The organism is Actinotignum vesiculae, assembly GCF_051267215.1.
GTDB classification, from domain to species: Bacteria; Actinomycetota; Actinomycetes; order Actinomycetales; family Actinomycetaceae; genus Actinotignum; species Actinotignum schaalii.
In genome coordinates, this window is sequence record NZ_JBOZGG010000019.1 from 1 (window position 1) to 19,541 (window position 19,541).

Consider the following 19,541-nt stretch of genomic DNA (forward strand, 5'->3'; position numbering starts at 1 on the left):
TCTTGTTTCACGGTAGTCATTCTGGTTTATCTCCTAGGTGGTTTTCACCCTCACACACAAACCATTAGACACTCTCCGGTGGGCTTGAGAAGCCCGATTCTGTCGTAGTACTGCAACGTGCGAACGCTAATACCGGCTATTTTGCTGACCTCATTGACGGTTTTCATCACTCATCCTCCTTCCGTGTTAACAACGGTAGAGTGTGACGTAACGTCAGGGTCAAATGGAAGAAATTATGCCTGTCCGCAGTTAAACGCAGACGGTTTCCGAGCCGCAAGAGCACCAACTAACTTAAAGTGGTTGGGCATCGGTGCCTATCGTGGAATCCCATTCGCCGAACTCTAAACTCAGTGATTTAAATACTTCGTCTGCGGGTTGGGTGGCGCCAGATTTGATGGACCGGAGGCCCTTGTCCAATTCGGCAATTAACTCATCTTTGGTCAGCGAGCTAATATCAACCGGCCTGGCATACGGGAGCTTCACTTCAAAGGGGATACCGCGGTGCAGGATCACTTGCTTATAAAGCAGAGTAATAAGAGCTGATGGGGAGATACCCAATAAGCTCAAAATACGTTCTGCCCGTTCCTTGAGCTCGGGATCAATGCGGACGTATACATTCGCTGTCTTTGCCATGGGTGACCTCCTTGTCTCCTGTAGAACAGTCTGCGCCAATGTAGTGGCATGCGCAAGCACTTATCCCTCGCGAAATGCTCAGAATAAATATGGCAGCATACCGCTTCCGAAACTCCGCAGCCGCCGCCTAATCCACCCGCTCGGCCAGCACCATGCATTCCATGTGTGCGGTTTGCGGGAACATGTCCATGAGGCGTGCCTCGTGCACGGCAAAGCCCTCCAGCAGCTGCAAGTCCTTGGCCAGCGTGGTGGGATTGCACGATGAATAGATGAGCCAGCGCGGGGGATTCGCCGCAATCCACTCGGTGAGATCGGTCAGGCCACGCCGCGGGGGATTGACGATGAGCAGATCGGGCGTGCCGCCGAGCTTGCCGGCGGCACGTGCGGCGTCGCCGGCAAAAAACTGCGCGGAACTGCCGGCCTTCGCGGCAGCGCGGCGCGCGGAATCCACCGCGGCCTCGGAAATCTCCACGCCGGTCACGCGCCGCTCCGGGCCGGCCACGTGCAGCGCGAAACCACCCACCCCGCAGTACAGATCCCAGACCGTGCGCACCCCATCCAAACCCGCGGCCCACTCGTGCGCCTGTGCGTACATCGCCCGGGCAATCGTGGTATTCGTTTGGAAAAACGAACGTGGGGTGAGGTAAAGCGTCACCGCGCCGAGCGGGAACGGCAACGTATCCTCCCCGGTCAACACAATCTCCTCCTCACCCTCCACGAGAGCGGCACGCTGCGGCAGCAAATTAACAGAAATAACCCGAGCGTTCGGGAGCTGCGCACGCAACCAGGGCAGATGCTTGCGAATCCGCACCACCGACTCGGTCGAGCGCAGCACAAAACGTAGCAGCAGCTCACCGCTCGGCGCAGCGGTGATAAGAATATTTTTGAGTTCCCCGCGCCCGCTCGGCACGTCGAAAGGCGTGAGCCGCGCCCGCCCGATGAACTCGGTCAGTGCCGGGAGCGCCGCGGTAATGGGCTGCTCGTAAAGCCCGCATTCGCGCAGGTCCACCCCGCGCATACCCCGATCTAAAATTCCCAGCGTCGGCGCCTGCGAACTTCCGCCAACGGCGAGCTTCGCTTTATTACGAAAATGCGATTCCGGGGAGAGTGCAGGCGGCAGCCACTCCGGTGCGAAAGGCGCCAGCAATTCGGCCAGGCGTTCCTCCTTGTCCGCCACCTGAGCGGGGTAGGCCTCACCCATCCGGGTACACGAACGGCAGGTCCCCGCCTCAAAATACGAACAACGCACGATCCCAGCTTAGTGGGCGCGCCCCGCATCCACGGTCTCCACCACCGCGAGCTCGCGCACCCCGCGCCGCACCGGCCCTAATTCCACCCCGGTGATCGCCCCGGCGGCAGTTTCCTCGCCCACCAATTGCTGGCACAATTCCGCTAATTCTTCGGCTTCGCGCGGCGGAGTATCGGCCAGGAGCGCCAGACGCGCCACCCGCCCGCGGAAATATTTCGCGGCGTGCGAGATAGTTCGGGACGTTGCGCCCGTGATGCGTGTTGCGGTTATTTTTACGACGTCGCAGCTAGCCGGCACCTTCCATCCCGCATACGCACCGGACCTCGCGTCAATGACCAATCCGGAGGCCCGGCTGTTGAGAACCGGCCACAGGGGTGCCCAGCGGGCCGAAATTTTCGCGCCGCCCAGCTCCACGTTCATTCCCAATCGGTAGGAGGGGATGAGGTCGAGCGGCGAGGTGGCCCCGAAGAGCCCCGAGAAAATCAGGGTGTGCTCCCCGGCGCTGGTGAGCTGCGCTTCTGAGAAGCTCCCCATATCGAGGGCCTGGTAGAGCACCCCGGTATACACCTGCCAGGCCGGGGCGCAGGGCTGCTCGCGCAGCGTGATCTGCGTGGCGACCTCATCGGCAATACTCGGACCCACCCCGAGAATATCGAGGGCGTCCGGGCGGCGGGACACTTCTTCCAGCTCCGCCACCAGCTCGGTGCGCAAGGCCGTGAATTCCGGGATGCTCAAGGTACTCAGGTCAAGGGCGGGGCCGCTGGCCGGCGCGGTTTTCCCTTCCGAAGGAGGTAGGAGGATAAGCACTGTTTACTCCCCGCTTTCTGCGCCCGCGTGCCAGGAAAAGAGCTCAACGTCGCCTCCGGCAGGATCAACGCCCATGACACGAACGCTCGGGTGCGGCTCGAGATCGAGGCGCACCCGCAGCTCGGCGGGCTGGCCAGAGTTCACTTGCGCGGCCGAGTCTGCCTGCGTGGCAGTGCCGGTGAGCGGCTCACAGCGGTCAGTACCGTGTGCGTCGGAGTCCGCACTGGCCGGAGCTGCGTCGTCGTGCTGACGCTCCCAGACGCGGTACTCGATCCAAGTATTATCCTTGCCCGTGACCTCGAGGCGGGCGCGGGTGAGCCACGGGTGGGTGCGGCGCAGCGCGATGAGGGCGCGGTAGGCGTCGTACATCCCGGCGCCCAGGTCGGAGAGCTGTTCGGGGCGTTCGGGTAAGGGCGGGCGCAATTGGTCGTCGGCGGAAAAGCCTTCGAGTTTGGTTCCCGTAAAGCCCTGTTCGTCCCCGTAATAAATCGAAGGCATCCCAGGAACCGTGAAGAGCACCGCGGCGGCCAGCACCGCGCCGGCCGGACCTACCGCGGTGGCGATGCGTTCCACATCGTGATTACCGATAAACGTATTGGGAATGAAATGCTCGCAGAACTGCGCGTGGCGCCCCAGATTCCAGTCCAGCTCCCAGAAATTACGCGCGGCAATCGACTGGCGAATCGAGGCCCATAGCTCGTACTGGGTGAGGGTATCCACGCTGGACCGCGCCACGAAATCGGGGTAATCGCCGTGGATAACTTCGCCCAGGAACAGTGCCTCGGGGAAACGCTCGCGGACTTTCCCGAGTACCTCGGCCCAAAAATCGGTCGGGACCGCGTAGGCCACGTCCAGGCGCCAGCCGTCGATACCGCGCTCCAGCCAGAATTCCATGACCTCGCGAACCAGTTCGCGCACCCGCGGCGAAGAATGGTCGAGGGTAATGAGATCCCCGTGGCCTTCCCAGGTGTGGAAATCGCCGTTCTCGGTGCGTAGGCCCAGATCTTCGAGCTGCGGGTGGGAGCGGGAAATATGGTTGAAGACGCCGTCGAAAAGCACCCGGATGCCGCGGCGGTGCGCTTCCTCAATAAGGTGGGTGATATCCGCGTTATCGCCCAGGCGCGGGTCGAGGCGGAAGTGATCGAGGGTGTCATAGCCGTGGGAAACCGAGGCGAAAATCGGGGTGAGGAGCAGGCCATTAGCACCGAGCTCAATAAGATAATCGAGCCACGGATCCAGAGCCCGTAAGCGGTGTTCACCGGGGGCGGCGTCGGGAAGTTCCCCGGTCGCGGTCAGGGGGCTATGCCCCTCGCGAATGGGCGCCCCGCAGGCTCCCAGGGCAAAAACTTGCCACCAGATGGTGTCGAGCTGTGACATAGCTACGAGCTGCCTTTCCTCGCTTGTGTGCCGCTACGAGCGCCACCGCGGAGCGCGCTCAGCTGGGTGAATGCGCCGCGGCCCCTCACTCTCGATTCTAGAGCGAAGGGCCGCGAAGAGAAACGCCGCGTGACACAGCGCCGCGCGAAACCGGCGAAACCAAATGCCAGGCGCAGGAAACACGCCGCGCGAAAAACGCCAAGCGAAGTAAGCAGCGCTTATTGCAAGGTGACGGTCGCGTTATGAATCCACCCGGTCTCCAGTTCCAGCTTGGCCGGAACCGCATCGGCCGGCACATCGAAGAGCAGCTTCCCGCTCACGGTATTGCCCGGATTGACCTTCTCGTAGATCATCGACGCATCGCCCAGGTACAGGGAATCCCCGGAAACCGAATGTTGGCGCCCCTCGGTATCCACGAGCTTCTGCTCCGATTCGGCGAAGCCAGCCGCTTCCTTCCCGGTATTCTTCACGGTCACATCCACAATGACGTACTGGCCGGTAGCATCCTTGCCTAGCACATCATTGCCGATATGGCTCACGCCCTTCTCCACATTGGTGACGGTCACTTCAAAATCACCGAGAACGACCGGGGTGCCGATGCCCACGGTTGCGTCGTCGTTCTTATCTTTCTTATCGCCCTCAGCCTCGGCATCCGCCTTCTTATCCGCGCTTTCCGCGGCGTTCCCGGATGCGGCGCTATCGGCGGCCTGGGAGCTGGACGTGGCGGCGGGCTTGCCATCGGATTGCTTGGACAGCGCGGTGCCGACAATCGCGAGCACCACAATAACGAGCAGCGCGGTGAGGAGCTTATGGCGCGCAAACCAATTCTTTTTCTGTTCCGGAGCGGGTACTGCGCCGTACACCGGCGGCGTGGATGCTGACATGCGAGAACCTTTCTTATCTACAGCGGTGGGCGCCGCCCCGGCCAGGCAGGAGGCCCGTGGCCGGAGTCGCTCACGTATCGCCTCCAGGGTAGAAAGGCGGCGCGGCGCGCACATCCTCCACCTGGGCAGACCCGTCTCATCCCTTTGGGTGGCATCCGCGGGCCGAACGGCGGTTCTGGAGCGCGCGGGCGCGCCGTACAATCACAGGCATGACAGATCACGCGCCGAAGAAACGCAGCGGTGCGGCGGCGCGTGCGGGCCAGAATCCGGCGCGCCGGCGCGGACTCGCCGCCCTACCCTTCTATCTCAAAACGGCCGCCATATATATCGTCATGGTCGTTGGGGTTGGCTACCAGATTGAACGCGCAAAAATCCGCGCGCTGCCCGGCTGGCTCGGCACCCTCGACGAAGTCGGGATCTTCGTATCGATGTGCTGCTGCATTATGGCGGGCATCTGGGTGGCGCGCCGGGAACGCTACCCGCGCCGCGCGCTCGCGGTTGCGGCCGTGTGTTCTACTTTGGGTGCTATCGGACCGGTGGTTGGGTTTTTGCTGCCGCGCTATCTTGCGGGGGCGCGTGCATTGGGGCGACGACGCCGCGCCCTGGGCGTGTGCCTCATGTACGCCCTCATTACCGCTTGGCAATTCGCCCGCGAACTGACCGGGAAAGATTACAACTCTTCCTGGGTGATGGGCTTCCTCAACCACCAGAATCCGCTGGATGATTTCCCGAATAATATTGTGCCGCTCCTGGTGTTGTACGCGGTGGCGGTGCTCCTGCCTATCGGTTGGGGGTTGTGGCGCAGTGCCACCGCGGAACTCCAGGAAACCCACCATCGCCTGGATGCCACCAGTGAGGAACTCCAAGCCTCGGCCGCCACCTCCGAAGAGCTGGAAACCCAGCTCACCCGCAAAGAAGAACGCGATGCCCTGGCCCGGGAAATTCACGATTCCATCGGCTCCCAGCTGGCCATTATGAGCCTGCAGGCCGGCTCCTTGGAACTGCTGGCGCGCGGGGATGCGGACTTAGAAGAAGCGGCGCGGTCCCTGCGGGAATCTTCCCGCCAGGCCACCGATGATTTGCGTTCCCTGGTGCGGGTCATGCGCGATCCGAGTTCCTCGGCCTACCGCCCGCCGCGTTCCCTCACCGAATTAGCCGATCATATTGATAAGGTGCTGGCGGCCGGGCATCCCGTCGTCGCCAATGTTTTTATTACGGATGCCGAACGCGCCCCGGCCGCGCTTACCACGGCCTGCTACCGCATTGTCCAGGAACTGCTCACCAACGCGGTGAAATACGCCCCGGAAGAAACCACCCGGGTGCGGGTGAGCGGCGGGCCAGGCCAGGGCCTCGATATTGCGGTGCGTAATGCCCTGCCCGCCCCGCATGATGGGGCGCAGCGCGAAAACGAGCACGGGACAGGTTCGGGATTGCGCGGGGTGCAGGCCCGGGCGCAGGCCCTGGGCGGGCGCGCTAACTTCAGTACTGAAGGCGGCGTTTTTGCAGTTGATGTGCACCTTCCCTGGGACGGGAGTGCCCGGGGCGGCAATTCTGGAATGGTAAAATAGCGCGGTGCCGATTTCCTCACCCATTCGCGTTATGGTCGTTGATGACGACCCGATGGTTCGCCGTCTCCTGGTGCAAATTATTAACCTGAGTCCGGAGCGCGATAGCGAGGTGGTGGCGCAGGCGGGCACGGCCCGCGAAGCTTTGGAAACTCTCACCGCCGTGAAGATTGACGTCGTGCTCATGGACGTGGCGATGCCCGGAGGTATGGACGGTATCGAGGCCACGCGCCAGCTGCGGAGTTTCCCGCATCCACCCCAGGTCATCGTGGTGACCACCCTGGATGCCGATGATGAAGCGGTGCGCGCCGCGGAAGCCGGTGCTTCCGGCTTTATTCTCAAATCGGAAGATCCCCAGGTGCTCCTCCAGGCGATCCGCAATGTGGCAGCCGGGGATGGCGCGCTCTCCCCGCGCGCGGCCAAGCAGGTATACGAATATTTGGCGGCGACCCGCACCGTGAGCGTGCGCCGGCGTGCCCAGGAAAAAATCGCGCGGCTCACCGCCCGCGAACTCGAGGTAGCCCGGCAGGTGTCCCGGGGGCTCTCGAATCGCGATATTGGCGAGAAATTGCACCTGGCCGAATCCACGGTGAAAACGCATCTTTCCGCCATCGTGGCGAAAATGGGGGTGGAAGGGCGCATCGGGGTCGCGGTGGATATGACGCGCGCCGGGCTGCTCGACGACGAATCTGTGTAGCCCGCGAGCTCTGGTCACCGCCCGTTTACCTGGTGTTTAAGAGTTAGCGATGCGGTCCGGCTAACGTGGAGGAGGCGTGAAGCACTTTCCGCGCCCGCCACGCGCGGACCACACAGAAAGGTCGCAACGTGAAAAAACGTGCCCTCGCGGGCGTTGCGGTACTATCGGCCACGGCTTTGATGGTTCCCGGCGTCTCCCTCCTCCCGGCGTTCGCCGCGCCGGATGGTTCCGGAATTGTCATTAATGAGATTTATACCCGGGGAGGATCCTCCGGATCCGCCTACACTCATAAATACGTTGAGCTGTATAACCCGAGCTCGGCGGCGATTGACCTGAGCGATCTGACGCTGGGCTATTCGGCAAGCCACGGGAAGAACATTTCTTCCAAGGTGGCCCTGAGCGGCAGCCTGGACGCCGGGGCTTATCTGGTGGTGAGCGCCGGATCGAATGGGTCCAACGGTGCTCAGCTCCCGGATGCGGCCACCTCCCCGATCAACCTCGGAGCCAAGGGTGGGATTGTGGTGCTGGCGCCGTCGTCGCGTATTGACGCGGCCCTGGCCGATCCCGCTACCGCTATTGACCTGGTCGGATACGGGAACGCGAGCGTGGCGGAAGGCGAGGCGGCGCGCGTCGGCTCCAATTCCCAGATGGCCGCGAACTCCGCCTCCCGCATCCCCAACGGCGCGGATACGAATAATAATGCGGCCGATTTTAGTGTTGTTCCGGCTACGCCGGGACGTGCGAACGACGACGCAACCCCGAGCCAACCGGATCCCGGCGCGCAGCCGCAACCCGGGCCAAGCACCGGTCCCGGCACCGAGCCAACAACGGAGCCGGGCACGGGAACCGGAAGCGAACCGGCCGCACCCGTGACCATCGCGCAAATTCAGGGAAGCGGACAAGCAAGTCCGCTCGCCGGGCAGGAGGTGACCACGCGCGGCGTCGTGACCGCGGCCTACCCGGAAGGCGGACTCAACGGGGCCTATATCCAAACGCCCGGGGTGGACCATACTGATGCATCCCATGGTATTTTCGTGTACGGGGCGGAGGCCGCACAGCTGCAGGCTGGCACCTATGTGGAGGTGCGCGGCACGGTCACCGAGTTTTACGGACTGACCGAAATTAATGCCGCTGCTATTACCGTGCTGGAGGAAAAGCCGGCGGCAATCGAGCCGGTTGAAATCGCCTGCAACGCCACGGCGGCGCAGCGCGAAGCGGTGGAGGGCATGCTCGTGCGCGTGACCGGGCCGCTCACGGTGACTAATAACTATGCCACCAACCAGTACGGCGAGGTGGGTCTGGCCTGCGGCACCCAGCCGCTATGGCAGCCCAGCGAACGCTTCAACCCGAGCGAGAACCCCGAGCAGATACAGGCCCTGGACGCCTATAACGCGGCGAATGTGCTGGTTCTGGATGATGGGCGCTCGCGGGCCTACTTCGGGCGCAATGCCCAAACGAATGTGCCGGTGCCGTATCTGTTCGCGGATAATGCGGCGGCTAAGGTTGGTGAGGCCGGTGCCGCTGGTGAGGCTGGCGCGGCCGGTCGCGCTGCTCAGGCTGCGCCAGTGCGCGTGGGCGCCGCCGCAACTCTCCAGGGCGGGCTCATTATGGACTTCCGTAATAATTCCTGGAAGCTGCAACCGAGGTTCCCGGTGACGCTGGAAGATGGCACGGATCGCTCCACCGATGTGGTTACTTTTGAGAACACCCGCGCGGCTGCCCCCGGGAATCTGGGCGGGGATATTTCTCTTGCCTCCTTCAATGTGCTCAACTACTTCACCAGCCTCGGCGAAAACGAGAAGGGCTGCCGGGCCTATACCGACCGCGAAGGTAATCCCATCGCGGCGAATCGGTGCAAGGTGCGCGGGGCTTATACTCAGGAGTCTTTCGCGCGCCAGCAGACCAAGATTGTGCGGGCTATTAACGAGCTGGATGCCAGCGTGCTGGGGTTGCAAGAAATTGAGAATACCGCCCGGGTCTCCGGCGGGGATCGCGATACGGCGGTGCGGGCCTTGGTGGAGGCCCTCAATGCGGACGCGCAGGCCGAGCGCTGGGCGTATGTTCCTTCCCCGGCGAAGGTAGGGGAGAACGAGGACTATATTCGCCTTGCCTTTATCTACCAGAAAGATAAGGTGCGGGCGGTGGGTCCCTCGCAGATTCTCAATAGCGAGTGGTACACCGGGACCGCGCGCCAGCCGCTGGCGCAAAGCTTCCAGGCGGTTGTGGATGGCGAAGGCCTGGGCCCGGAGTTCGTGGTGATTACCAACCACTTCAAGTCCAAGGGTTCGCTATCCAAGAAGATCGCGAATGACGAGGATGTGTACCAGGGCAATAACAACCTTCTGCGCACCAAGCAGGCGGAGACGCTGCGCGATTGGATCACGGCGGAGTTCGCAGATAAGCCGGTGTTTGTGGTGGGGGATCTCAACTCCTATTCGAAGGAGGACCCGATCCGGGTCTTTGAGAAGGCCGGATACACCAATCTGCACGGGCATTTCCAACCGGATTCCTACACCTACCAATTCTCCGGGCTGGTGGGCTCGCTCGATCACGTGCTGGCCAATCCCGCCGCCGCGAAGCTCGCCACCGGCGGGCAAGTGTGGAATATCAATTCCCCCGAGGCGGTGGCCCTGGAGTACTCTCGCTACAACTACAACATCAAGAATCTGTGGGATGAGAGCGCTTTCCGCTCCTCGGATCACGACCCCTTCAAGGTCGGGCTCAAGGTGATTCCCGAGAAGGAAGACCCGGCTCCTACGCCGGAGCCGACACCCACGACACCGGAACCGACCGCGCCTGAACCTACGCAGCCGGAACCGCCTTCACCGGAGCCGACGGTGCCGGCGCCCGATCCTACGCAGCCCGCGCCGACTCCCACTTCACCGGAACCGACATCGCCCGCGCCTGAACCGACGCAACCTGCGCCGGAGCCTACAACACCCGAACCTGCACCCGCGCCGGCACCGACAACCGGCAATATGTTCTACCTATCCAATACCTGGCAAGCCACCGTGGCCGACCTCGTCTTCAGCTACGGCCGGGCCGGCGATGAAGTCCTCGTCGGTGATTGGGATGGTGATGGTGTTGATACGTTTGCGGTGCGGCGTGGGAATGTCTTCTTCGTGAAGAACTCGCTGGCCAGTGGCGTGGCGGATCGCGTGTTTTCCTATGGTCGGGTTGGTGATGAGGTCCTGGTCGGTGATTGGGATGGTGATGGTGTTGATACGTTTGCGGTGCGGCGTGGGAATATCTTCTATGTGAAGAACTCGCTGGCCAGCGGCACGGCAGATACCGTCTTCTCCTACGGCCGAGCCGGAGATGTTACCCTCGCGGGGGATTTCGACGGCGATGGCCGGGACACCCTCTCGATCCGCCGCAGCAATACCATTCACGTCAATAACTCCCTGGTGAGCGGAAACGCTGATTACGCCCTCCCGTACGGGCGGGTAAGCGATGATCTCTTCATCGGGGACTGGGACGGCAACGGCACCGATACCCCAACGGTGCGCCGCTAACCTCCATATTGCTACCAACACGGGTGGGTGCCGGGACCGCGAGTTCCAGCACCCACCCGCCTCTCACAAAATGCAACTACAAATACGTTAAGAAATTGTTTTGATGTCGTGAGGTTGCACCCTGTGGGCGCCGCTGTTCTCAGGTTGCACTTTGCGCACCCCAAGCGTCGCGGAGGCACATTTTAAGCTCGTGACGCAGGGCAAATAACCGGATAGGCTTGCGGTAGCTGTTGCGTGATCGCGCTGCGCCCGTGACCCGCAGCCGCCCCGCCGCATCGCCGCGCGAAGGCACCGTATCCACCGAGCAATTCTGGCTCAATCTCCAAAGTCACTACGAGCAGGCCCTGCCCGAGTAAGCCAGAGCTAGCCCCACCCGCAACCTCGGCTTACCGGACGCAATCGGATAGCACCTCGTGCAGGGCGTGACGTTCGTCGTCGTCGACCCGAAGCCCGTAGGCACGCTTGACCGCCACCTGCCGCGCGGCGTATTCGCACACAAAAGCCGGGTTATCCGGCAACCACTGCGCGGCGGTGGCGTGCCCCTTCTCCTTATTCGCCGCCCCGGAAACCGCGAGCAAATTGAGCGGGTCGGTGGCGAATTGCGCGCGCGTATCCGCGTCCCAGTCCTGCGCCCCGGCCCGCCACGCATCGTAAAGCGCGACAACATGATCAATGGTCACCGCCTCGGGCGCGCGGGCGCGGTCAAAAGAAATCTCCGTTCCGCTATACGGGTCGCGGAGGGTTCCAGTGGCGACGACGCAGCCCGGCGGCGTGGACTTCCCCGACCAAAAGGTAACTCCCGTAAGATCGCGGCGCAGCACTTCGTTACGCACCGTGCACCCGTCTCCGTCGCTATCGGGCCAGCCATCCCCCAGGCCGAACTCGGCACGGGAATACCCACGCCCGGAATCGGGGCGGCCCCCGGGTAGCTCGCTCAAGGCGGAAAGTGCCTCGGACGCGGTGAGTTCGCCGCCGCTCGCACCGCTGGCGCTGCTCGCGCCGCCAGCACCACCAGGATCCGGCGCGGAATCCGAATCAGCGCGCCACAACTGGATGGGCGCCACCGCGAGGACCACCAGCAGGGCGGCGATCACGTTCCACATGCGCCGGTGCGGAGAAGGAACGCGTGCATCACGGCCGGTAGCGCCGGATGCGCGCTCAGAAGCATCGGAAGCGCCGGGAGTGCGGGCGCGGTTCCCAGACGCACCGGATGCGCGCTCGGACGCACCGAAACGACCAATCGAAAAACGCATACATAACCTTTCGGGACACATGCCCGTGGCGGGCCTGCGCCTGCAAGGTAGCATAGTGAGGGACCTTGGCACAGTTACGACAATGAAGGAGTTATGAATGGCCCAGGCACTTGAGACCGATATGGTGAAGAAGTTTGCGGCGGATTTCGCGGCGGATCGCACCGCTCGCATCGTCCAGAACGCCGTCACCCAGACCTCGATTACGAAGGTTGCGCAGGATCGCGATGTTATTAACGCGATTGATCCGTCCATGTCGGTGAAGGTGGACACCTGGAAGGTGAATAACCAGAAGAAGTCCGGGCGCTGCTGGCTTTTCTCCGGGCTCAGCTCGCTGAAGATGCTCGTCAATCGCGCCACCGGCCTGAAGAACTTCGAGTTCTCCCAGTCCTTCCAGCATTTCTACGACAAGCTGGAGAAGGCCAATTATTTCCTCACCTCCATGATTGAACTGGCGGACCGCCCGGTTGATGACCGCACCGTGCACTACCTGCTTTCCGATCCCATCGGGGACGGCGGGCAGTGGAATATGTTCGTGGCCCTGGTGGAGAAGTACGGGGCCTGCCCGAAGTTCGCGATGCCGGAAACGGAATCTTCCTCCAATACCCAGCTCATGAACCGCACCCTGGAAATGCTGCTGCGCCGCGCCGCCCACGATATTCGCGAAGCGGAAGCCGGCCAGCGTGAAGCCGTGCGCGAAAAGTTCATGGGGCAGGTCTACCGGGTGCTCGCGATTCACCTGGGCACCCCGCCGGAAAGCTTTGTGTGGCAGTACGAAGATGAGGAGGGGAACTTCCACCGCGAAGGGGAGATGACCCCGGTGGAATTCGCCCAGAAGTACCTGCCGGATCTGGACCAGTACGTGTGCATCGTCAACGATCCGCGTAATGAGTACGGCAAGCTGTACACCGTGGATCGCCTCGGCAATGTGGTGGGCGCCAAGCCGGTCACTTATCTCAATGTGCCCATCGAGGTCATCCGCGAAGCCACCATCGCCACCCTCAAGGACGGCCAGCCCGTGTGGATGGGGTGCGATACCGGCAAGCAGTCGGATCGCGAACGCGGTATTTGGGACGGCCAGCTCTACGATTACGAAGGCACCTACGGGATTGACCTGGCGCTCTCGAAGGCCGATGAGCTCTACTACGGTGAAGCGATGATGACGCACGCCATGGTGTTCACCGGTGTTGATCTGCGTGAAGACGGCAGCCCGCGCCGCTGGCGCATCGAAAACTCCTGGGGCGATGAGCACGCCGATAAGGGCTTCTGGACCATGAACGATTCCTGGTTCGACCAGCACGTTTTCGAAGTTGCGGTCACCAAGGATCGCCTCTCCGCCGAGCTGCTGGCCGCGCTGGAAACCGAACCGGAAGTGCTGCCCGCCTGGGATCCGATGGGTTCGCTGGCCTAAGCCGTGGAGTACGGCCGGTACGCACCCTCGCCGAGCGGAGACCTGCACCTCGGGAATCTCCGCACCGCGCTCCTCGCCTGGGCTCTGGCCCGGCGCAGCGGGCGCGGCTTCCTCATGCGCGTGGAGGATATGGACGAACGGTCCCGCCCGCAGTTCCAGGAGCGCCAGCTCGCGGACCTGCGGGCCCTTGGCGTCACCTGGGACGGCCCGGTCCAGATCCAATCCCAACGCACCGCGGGGTACGACGCCGCCTTCGCGTCCCTGTGGGAACGCGGACTGCTCTACGAGTGCTATTGCACCCGGCGTGATTTAGCCGACGCCGCCCGGGCGCCCCACGGGGCGCCCGGGGTATACCCGGGCACCTGCCGGGACCTGAGCGCGGCCGGCCGTCGGGCCGGGCGCGCCAAGCTCGCGGCGGTGGGCCGCCAGCCGGCCCTGCGGCTGCGCACCGAGGTGAAAGAACTGACTATTCACGATGAGGTGTGCGGGCAGGTGAGCGGCGTCGTCGACGATTTTGTGATTCGGCGTGGCGATGGTCGGTACGCCTACAATTTTGCCTCCGTGGTGGATGATGCGCTTGAGCATATTACCCAGGTCACGCGCGGGGCGGATTTGGCGCCCTCCACGCCCCGGCAGGTGTATTTGCAGCGTTTGCTCGGGGCGCCTACCCCGGAATATTGGCATGTGCCCATGGTGCTCAACCAGGCCGGCGCGCGCCTGGCCAAACGCGACGGGGCCGTGACCATGCGGGCGCTCGCGGAATACGGCTGGAGCGCAGCCGATGTGCTGGCGCTCATCGGGCGTTCGTTGGGGTTGGAGGTGCGCACGGCCGTGGACTTCGCCGAGCAGCTGGATATTCGGGCGCTGCGCCGCGGGCCCTGGTATGTGGATGTGGCGGCACTCGAAGCCGGGCCGGCCTAGGTGTGCCGGCTAAAATCAGCCACCGGCGCGAATATCGCGCGCGCCGCGGCCGCTAAATCAGCCGGAGCCAGCCGCACCGAGAGTCCGCGTTTTCCACCCGAGACCACCATCGCCTCCAGCTCGCGCGCCGAGGCATCAATGAAAATCGGGCTGCGCTGTTTTTGACCCAGCGGCGAAATTCCCCCGGTCACGTAGCCGGTGAGTTTCTCGGCATCATGCGGATCCATCATCGCGGCCTTTTTGCCGCCGGCCGCCTTCGCCAGGGACTTGAGATTGAGCATGGCAGCAGCCGGCACCACCGCGCACACCGCCTTCCCATCCACCCGCGCCAGCAGGGTTTTGAAAATAACATGGGGATCCATCCCCAGCTCATCGGCGGAATCGAGGGCGAATCCGTGCTCGTGATGCAAACTTTGTTCGTACTCAAGAATTGTGAACTCCACGCCGGCTTTCTCCAGGGCGAGGAGGGCCGGAGTCCCGGCCGGTTTATTTTTCTTTGACGACATACGTCCAGGATAGTAGCCCTCATGTTCATATGGATGCACTACCATATTCCTACCGGGAGCCAGCCACCCGGAGACGGAGGAAACCGTGAGGAAACGCCAATTCGGCCGCCGGCATGATGACCAGCAGCGCGGCAGTGCCACCGGGGAAGAACCCGCTATCGAATCCGAAGAAGAACTGAGCGGTGGCTACGATTTCGGCGGCTACCAGCCCGGGCAGAGCTACTACCCGCGCCGCCGCCTCTTCTGGCAACGCGCCACTATTATCGGCATCGCTTTCGTTATTTCGATGGTCGCTCTGGTGGCTTATTTCCTGTAGCGCCTGATCGGGCGCCGCGGAAGCGGCGCGGCGTCGTCGCCCTAAAACAAGGTAGTGAGGTACGACGGCGCCGCCGGGCACGGGCGCATCGGGCCGGTGAAAGCCGGTCTGCCTGTGGGTGACACGCCCGCGGGGCTCGTGCCTGTGGATAACATTTTCTCCCTCTCGACAAGCACCACTTTTATCAGCCACTATGGGAACACCGGTCCTCATCGGCCGGCGTCCGAAGCGCGGAATTCTCACCACCCGCGCACCACCACCTACGTACCTCAGGGGGATGTATGGCTGTATCCACCGCACAATTGCGGGTCGCTCATGATTCGATTCTCACCGTTCGCGCGCTTGTTACCCAGGCTCAGGAGGATTTGCGCGCTCATCTGCACTCAACTATGGACCGCATTGCCGCTTGGCATGCCGGCTGGCGGGGTACCGCCCCGGTAGCTTTCGCCGCTGCGCTGGAGGAATACCGCGCGGCCAGCGAAAAGTTGCTGGTTTTGCTGGCTGATTACGGGGCGCGCCTGGGCCGCGCGGATGCCACCGTCGCTGAAACGGATGCGGCCACCCGCGCGGATTTTTCCCGGATGGCGGCTTTAGTCGGGGATCTGCCGGCGGCGTAATAGCGCCGGGGGTATCCGCGCACTTATAGAAAGGATTGATATGACAGAAGTTCGTGCCCATTTTGGGGAACTTTCCGCGGGGGCGGCTGATATGGCTGCTCACGCTTCCCGCATCGAGGGGGTGCTCGCGCAGCTCGATGCGCAAATACGCACCGCGATGGCGGATTGGGACGGGCAGTCGCAGGCAGCCTACGAAGCCGCGCAAATGCGGTGGCATGCCGCGGCCCGCTCCCTGAATGACATTTACGCGCGCATTGGCCAGCAGGTGGAATGCGCTTCGCAGAACTATCGCGCGGCTGACCGGGCGGTGGCTCGCCTCTTCGGGTAGCGCGCGGCGGTTAATGGCTGTTAGCGGCGGTATTTTCCCGCCCGCATTTTCTGCCCGCACCGCGTTCGTTACGCATGTGCATTCGCCGTGCATGCAGCTTCAACATGGCTCTATTTCGTCATGCAAAAAATAATATTGTGAAAGGACTCGTATCCACCATGGCAATAACCACGGGCCCGAAACCCACCCCACATGTGATTCGGGTATTTCTTGCTTTACTCATGGTGTTCGCTCTGGCGGGCGCCGGTCTGTTCGGCGGCGCCGGAGCGCGCGCCGATTGGGATCATTCTGTTGGCCGAGGTATTGAGATTAAAGGAGTGAATATTGTTGGCCACCTCCGCCTCGGCCCGCATTACGCGGAAACACAATCAATTAACGGGGTGGCGGTGGAAGGCTATCCCATTTGGTGTATCCAAGCGAAATATGCCGATCCGGGCCCCGGGGAAATGGTCGATATTACGACTCTTACCGAATCCCGGGCGCTCGGGCCGGGGGAATTGCAGCTGAGCACCCCGCAAATGGCCTGGTTGCTTAACCGCTACGAAGGAAATACCACGGATGATCTCAACCTGGCTGCGTTGAGCTACCTCATCCACGTTAATTTCGAAAAGGAATACCCGGGGCGTCCGGGGCGGGCCCAAGAGACCGTGAACGAACTGGTGCAGGCGGTGCGCACCCAGCGTCCCGATATTGAGGAACGGGCCCAGAGCTACGTGCGCGAAGCGCGGGCCAGCGCCGCAGTCGGCTACGTGAGTGGAATCGTGGAAGGTGAGGGGGACCGCAGCGGTGCCATCCGCGGTATCGGTGTGCACCCGGATGATTCGGAGGCGTGGCTGCCCGGAATTCCCGTGGTTATTACCCTCAGCGGCCCGGCGGTTTTTGATGCGAGCGGAAGCGCAACCTGGAGCGGGGTGACCGATAGTAAGCCGCTGGAGCTGGCGTGGTCGGCCACCGGGAATGGTCAGGTGAGCTATACCGCCGTTTTCGATACCCCGGTTCGCACCACCCTGACTATTTTCGGTGCTGATGGCACTGTTCAGGACACCATCACTTACGGCCACCGGCCGGTCAGCGATCCTCTCACTCGCAATGTGCCGGGCCGCACCTGGGAAGTTATTTATGATTTTCAGCCGTTGGGCACCTCGAAGGTGAGCACCCGTCCTATTAATACCGACGGCGTTATTCGCGATACCCTCACCACCGCCGTCAAGGAGGATTACGGGGATGGGAAATGGACCCAGGTGAAGGGGAAAAATGTGCCCGTCACCTATCGGGCCACCGCTTACTGGGCGGGTCGTACCTCCCCGCAGCGCAGCGATACCGTTCCTGAAGAAGCGGAGGTCCTCGGCTCGGTCACGGTCCAGGCCAACGGCCCGGGGGAGACCCTTACCGCGGAACTTTCCACCCCCAAACGCGGTTTCGTCACCTGGGTATGGGAGGTCCGCAAAAATGAGCAGGGGGAGAACTCCCGCTATATTCACGCCGATTGGGCTGATCATTACGGGCTTCCGGAGGAAACGTCCCGGGAAGAATTCCCCTTCCGGCCTCTCGGGGTATCCCACGTGGCCGATGCGAAGGTGGTAGATACCGGCACGGTCCTCAGTGATACTTTCGTGGCCCGCGCGGATGAGAATTTCCGGGATGGGGAGTGGAGCCGCCGCCCGGGAACGAACGGTTCTTTCGAGGACGGTCCCTTTATTCCGGTTACTTACCGGGCCACCGCCTGGTATGTCTCACCCACGGCCGTTCCCGAGCCGGGCGTGGTTCCGGCCAGCTCGGAAAAAATCGGGTCGGTGACGGTGGTGGCCGAAGGCCCGGGCCCGATCCGGGCAGAATTGAGCGAGCCGGTGAGCAAACCCGGAATGTACACCTGGGTGTGGGAAGTCCTCGCGGAGGACCAACCGGCCGAGTTCGCGCCCTGGATTGAGGCTGGCTGGTCGGATACGTTCGGGCTGGCCGATGAAACAACGTCGGTGCGCTACCCCGGGAAGATCGATTCGGCTCTCTCGATTCGCCAAACGAAGTCCGGCACCTACCTGGTTGATGATGTATGGGTGAGCGGCCTACCCGCCAACCATCCTGATTTCAGCGGCGGGGCCGGATTCGGGGCGGATACTCAGACGCTCAGCCACACCCTGCTGTTCTTCCCGGAAGGCCAGGCGGTCACCGATGAGAACCGCGCGGCTGCCCGCCAGATCGGGAAGCCGGTGGTGCTTCCCGCCCGTAACGGTTTCTATCCGAGCGTGGGTGATCCGTCCTGGATTATGGAGCAGGATGAGGCCGGGGAGAACCTGCCGGGTACCTACGTGGTGGTCTCCGATTTCGCGGGTGATGACCGGGCGGCGCCCTTGGCTACCAGCGTGACCGACGTGACCGAGCAGTTCACGGTCACCCGCGAGCCTTCCCTCCACACCACCATGCACCACGAGGACACCCATATCGCGCCCAATACCGGCACCGTCACCCTGGTGGATACCGTGTCCTACCAGCACGTGATTCCCGGAAAGGAATACGAGGTCCACGGGAAACTCATGGATCCGGCCAGCGGTCAGCCGCTGCGTGATGCCAGTGGTGGCGAGCTCACCAGCCTCAGTCGTTTCGTGCCAGAGCACCCCAACGGTAGCGTCGAGGTGGTTTTTGAGGTCGACGCCGCAACTCTGGCCGGCACCAAGGTGGTGGCCACGGAAACTCTGCGCCAGGATGGGCGGGATATTGCCGTGCATGCTGACCTGAAGGACACCAACCAGACGGTGACGTTCACGCGCCTAGCCACCCGCGCCCGGGATGGCTCTTCGAGTGTTGCTGATCATGCCGGCGGTAAAGAAGATTCGGCGGGTGCTGATGGTGCCGAGGGCTCACATGGTGTGGCGGGTGCCGATGGTGCTGAGGGCGCGCATGGTGCTGGCGGCGATCAGATTCTGAGCGCTACCGCGGATGCGCTGATTGCCGATGAGGTATGCGAACTCAGCGGAGCGCTTATCCCCGGGGAAACCTACCGGATCGAAACGGCTGCCATGTTCCCCGATGGGACTCCGGTGCTCGGGAAGGATGGCACCCCGGTGCGTAAAGCCAGCGACTTCATTCCCGGTTCGCCCAGCGAATGCGCCCGTATCAAGCTGGATTTTGATGCGAGTGGCTTAGCTGGCCGCGAGGTGGTTCTTTTCGAATGGGTGTACCTGGGCGACCGGCTCATTTCCGAGCACACCGATCCGCTCGATAGCGAACAGACGGTTCGTTTCGAAGAACCACCGGTACCTCCGACGACGCCGCCCGCTACGCCACCGGCCACCCCGCCCACTACTCCGCCGGTTACGCCGCCTGCGCCTCCAGAGCTGCAACGCACCGGTGCGGCGCTCGCGGGCTGGCTCCTGGCCGGGCTCACCGCGCTCGCCGGTGGCTTGACCCTGCGCTACCGGGCCAATTCCCGCTCCAGCGCTACCCGCTAAATCCGGGATAACCAGCCAC

General features: G+C 62.8%; 18 protein-coding genes. 10 read left to right on the forward strand and 8 right to left on the reverse strand.

Going from position 1 to position 19,541, the window contains the following annotated elements; all coding sequences use genetic code 11:
• Nucleotides 1-50: 50 nt before the first annotated feature.
• The 6 genes from ACRQHG_RS08660 to ACRQHG_RS08685 form a co-directional block, all read right to left on the reverse strand.
• Nucleotides 51-167 carry a MerR family DNA-binding transcriptional regulator gene (locus ACRQHG_RS08660; RefSeq protein ID WP_435719980.1) on the reverse strand — a complete coding sequence of 39 codons (117 nt, stop codon included), beginning with the start codon at nt 165-167 and terminating at the stop codon, nt 51-53.
• Between the two features lie 124 nt (nt 168-291).
• The gene (locus tag ACRQHG_RS08665) at nt 292-633 is read right to left on the reverse strand and encodes a type II toxin-antitoxin system RelB/DinJ family antitoxin (RefSeq protein WP_435719955.1); all 342 of its coding nucleotides are present in this window, start codon (nt 631-633) and stop codon (nt 292-294) included.
• 127 nt (nt 634-760) lie between these two features.
• The gene (locus ACRQHG_RS08670; protein ID WP_435719981.1) at nt 761-1,834 is read right to left on the reverse strand and encodes a methyltransferase domain-containing protein; all 1,074 of its coding nucleotides are present in this window, start codon (nt 1,832-1,834) and stop codon (nt 761-763) included.
• 57 nt (nt 1,835-1,891) lie between these two features.
• The gene (locus ACRQHG_RS08675) at nt 1,892-2,689 is read right to left on the reverse strand and encodes a YaaA family protein (protein ID WP_435719956.1); all 798 of its coding nucleotides are present in this window, start codon (nt 2,687-2,689) and stop codon (nt 1,892-1,894) included.
• Nucleotides 2,690-2,692: 3 nt separating this feature from the next.
• Entirely contained in the window at nt 2,693-4,066 is a 1,374-nt protein-coding gene (locus ACRQHG_RS08680; protein WP_435719957.1) for an alpha-amylase family glycosyl hydrolase, read from the reverse strand.
• Between the two features lie 218 nt (nt 4,067-4,284).
• Nucleotides 4,285-4,950: a DUF4352 domain-containing protein gene (locus ACRQHG_RS08685; protein WP_435719958.1), complete on the reverse strand. Its 666-nt coding sequence runs from the start codon at nt 4,948-4,950 to the stop codon at nt 4,285-4,287.
• A gap of 209 nt (nt 4,951-5,159) precedes the next feature.
• On the opposite strand from ACRQHG_RS08685, the gene ACRQHG_RS08690 reads away from it, so the two are divergent.
• From ACRQHG_RS08690 to ACRQHG_RS08705, 4 genes are all read left to right on the forward strand, one after another.
• Nucleotides 5,160-6,518 (forward strand): sensor histidine kinase, encoded by a 1,359-nt coding sequence (locus ACRQHG_RS08690; protein ID WP_435719959.1) that lies wholly within the window; start codon nt 5,160-5,162, stop codon nt 6,516-6,518.
• Nucleotides 6,519-6,522: 4 nt separating this feature from the next.
• A complete protein-coding gene (locus ACRQHG_RS08695; protein ID WP_435719960.1) occupies nt 6,523-7,212 on the forward strand; it encodes a response regulator in 690 nt (229 codons plus the stop codon).
• Between the two features lie 128 nt (nt 7,213-7,340).
• Nucleotides 7,341-10,727 carry an ExeM/NucH family extracellular endonuclease gene (locus tag ACRQHG_RS08700; protein ID WP_435719961.1) on the forward strand — a complete coding sequence of 1,129 codons (3,387 nt, stop codon included), beginning with the start codon at nt 7,341-7,343 and terminating at the stop codon, nt 10,725-10,727.
• A 230-nt stretch (nt 10,728-10,957) separates the two neighbouring features.
• Nucleotides 10,958-11,083 (forward strand): hypothetical protein, encoded by a 126-nt coding sequence (locus ACRQHG_RS08705; protein WP_435719962.1) that lies wholly within the window; start codon nt 10,958-10,960, stop codon nt 11,081-11,083.
• 30 nt (nt 11,084-11,113) lie between these two features.
• Here the strand turns inward: ACRQHG_RS08705 and ACRQHG_RS08710 are convergent, their stop codons facing one another.
• Nucleotides 11,114-11,980 (reverse strand): HNH endonuclease family protein, encoded by an 867-nt coding sequence (locus ACRQHG_RS08710; protein ID WP_435719963.1) that lies wholly within the window; start codon nt 11,978-11,980, stop codon nt 11,114-11,116.
• 97 nt (nt 11,981-12,077) lie between these two features.
• Between ACRQHG_RS08710 and ACRQHG_RS08715 the strand changes: the two genes are divergently transcribed.
• Both ACRQHG_RS08715 and gluQRS read left to right on the forward strand, forming a co-directional pair.
• Nucleotides 12,078-13,388, forward strand: a complete 1,311-nt coding sequence (locus ACRQHG_RS08715) for a C1 family peptidase (protein WP_435719964.1) — start codon at nt 12,078-12,080, stop codon at nt 13,386-13,388.
• A gap of 3 nt (nt 13,389-13,391) precedes the next feature.
• Complete coding sequence (gene gluQRS, locus ACRQHG_RS08720; RefSeq protein ID WP_435719965.1) at nt 13,392-14,309, forward strand: tRNA glutamyl-Q(34) synthetase GluQRS; 918 nt, start codon at nt 13,392-13,394, stop codon at nt 14,307-14,309.
• Here gluQRS and ybaK read toward each other — a convergent pair.
• On the reverse strand, nt 14,306-14,815 hold the full coding sequence (ybaK, locus tag ACRQHG_RS08725) for a Cys-tRNA(Pro) deacylase (protein WP_435719966.1): 510 nt from the start codon (nt 14,813-14,815) through the stop codon (nt 14,306-14,308). The genes gluQRS and ybaK overlap by 4 nt on opposite strands.
• An 85-nt stretch (nt 14,816-14,900) precedes the next feature.
• Here ybaK and ACRQHG_RS08730 point away from each other — a divergent pair, with 85 nt between their 5' ends.
• The 4 genes from ACRQHG_RS08730 to ACRQHG_RS08745 all read left to right on the forward strand — a co-directional run bounded on the left by ACRQHG_RS08730 (nt 14,901) and on the right by ACRQHG_RS08745 (nt 19,522).
• Entirely contained in the window at nt 14,901-15,131 is a 231-nt protein-coding gene (locus ACRQHG_RS08730) for a hypothetical protein (protein WP_026428632.1), read from the forward strand.
• A 281-nt stretch (nt 15,132-15,412) separates the two neighbouring features.
• Entirely contained in the window at nt 15,413-15,748 is a 336-nt protein-coding gene (locus ACRQHG_RS08735; RefSeq protein WP_435719967.1) for a WXG100 family type VII secretion target, read from the forward strand.
• Nucleotides 15,749-15,788: 40 nt separating this feature from the next.
• The gene (locus ACRQHG_RS08740) at nt 15,789-16,076 is read left to right on the forward strand and encodes a WXG100 family type VII secretion target (protein ID WP_435719968.1); all 288 of its coding nucleotides are present in this window, start codon (nt 15,789-15,791) and stop codon (nt 16,074-16,076) included.
• 137 nt (nt 16,077-16,213) lie between these two features.
• The gene (locus tag ACRQHG_RS08745) at nt 16,214-19,522 is read left to right on the forward strand and encodes a VaFE repeat-containing surface-anchored protein (protein WP_435719969.1); all 3,309 of its coding nucleotides are present in this window, start codon (nt 16,214-16,216) and stop codon (nt 19,520-19,522) included.
• Nucleotides 19,523-19,541: the final 19 nt, after the last annotated feature.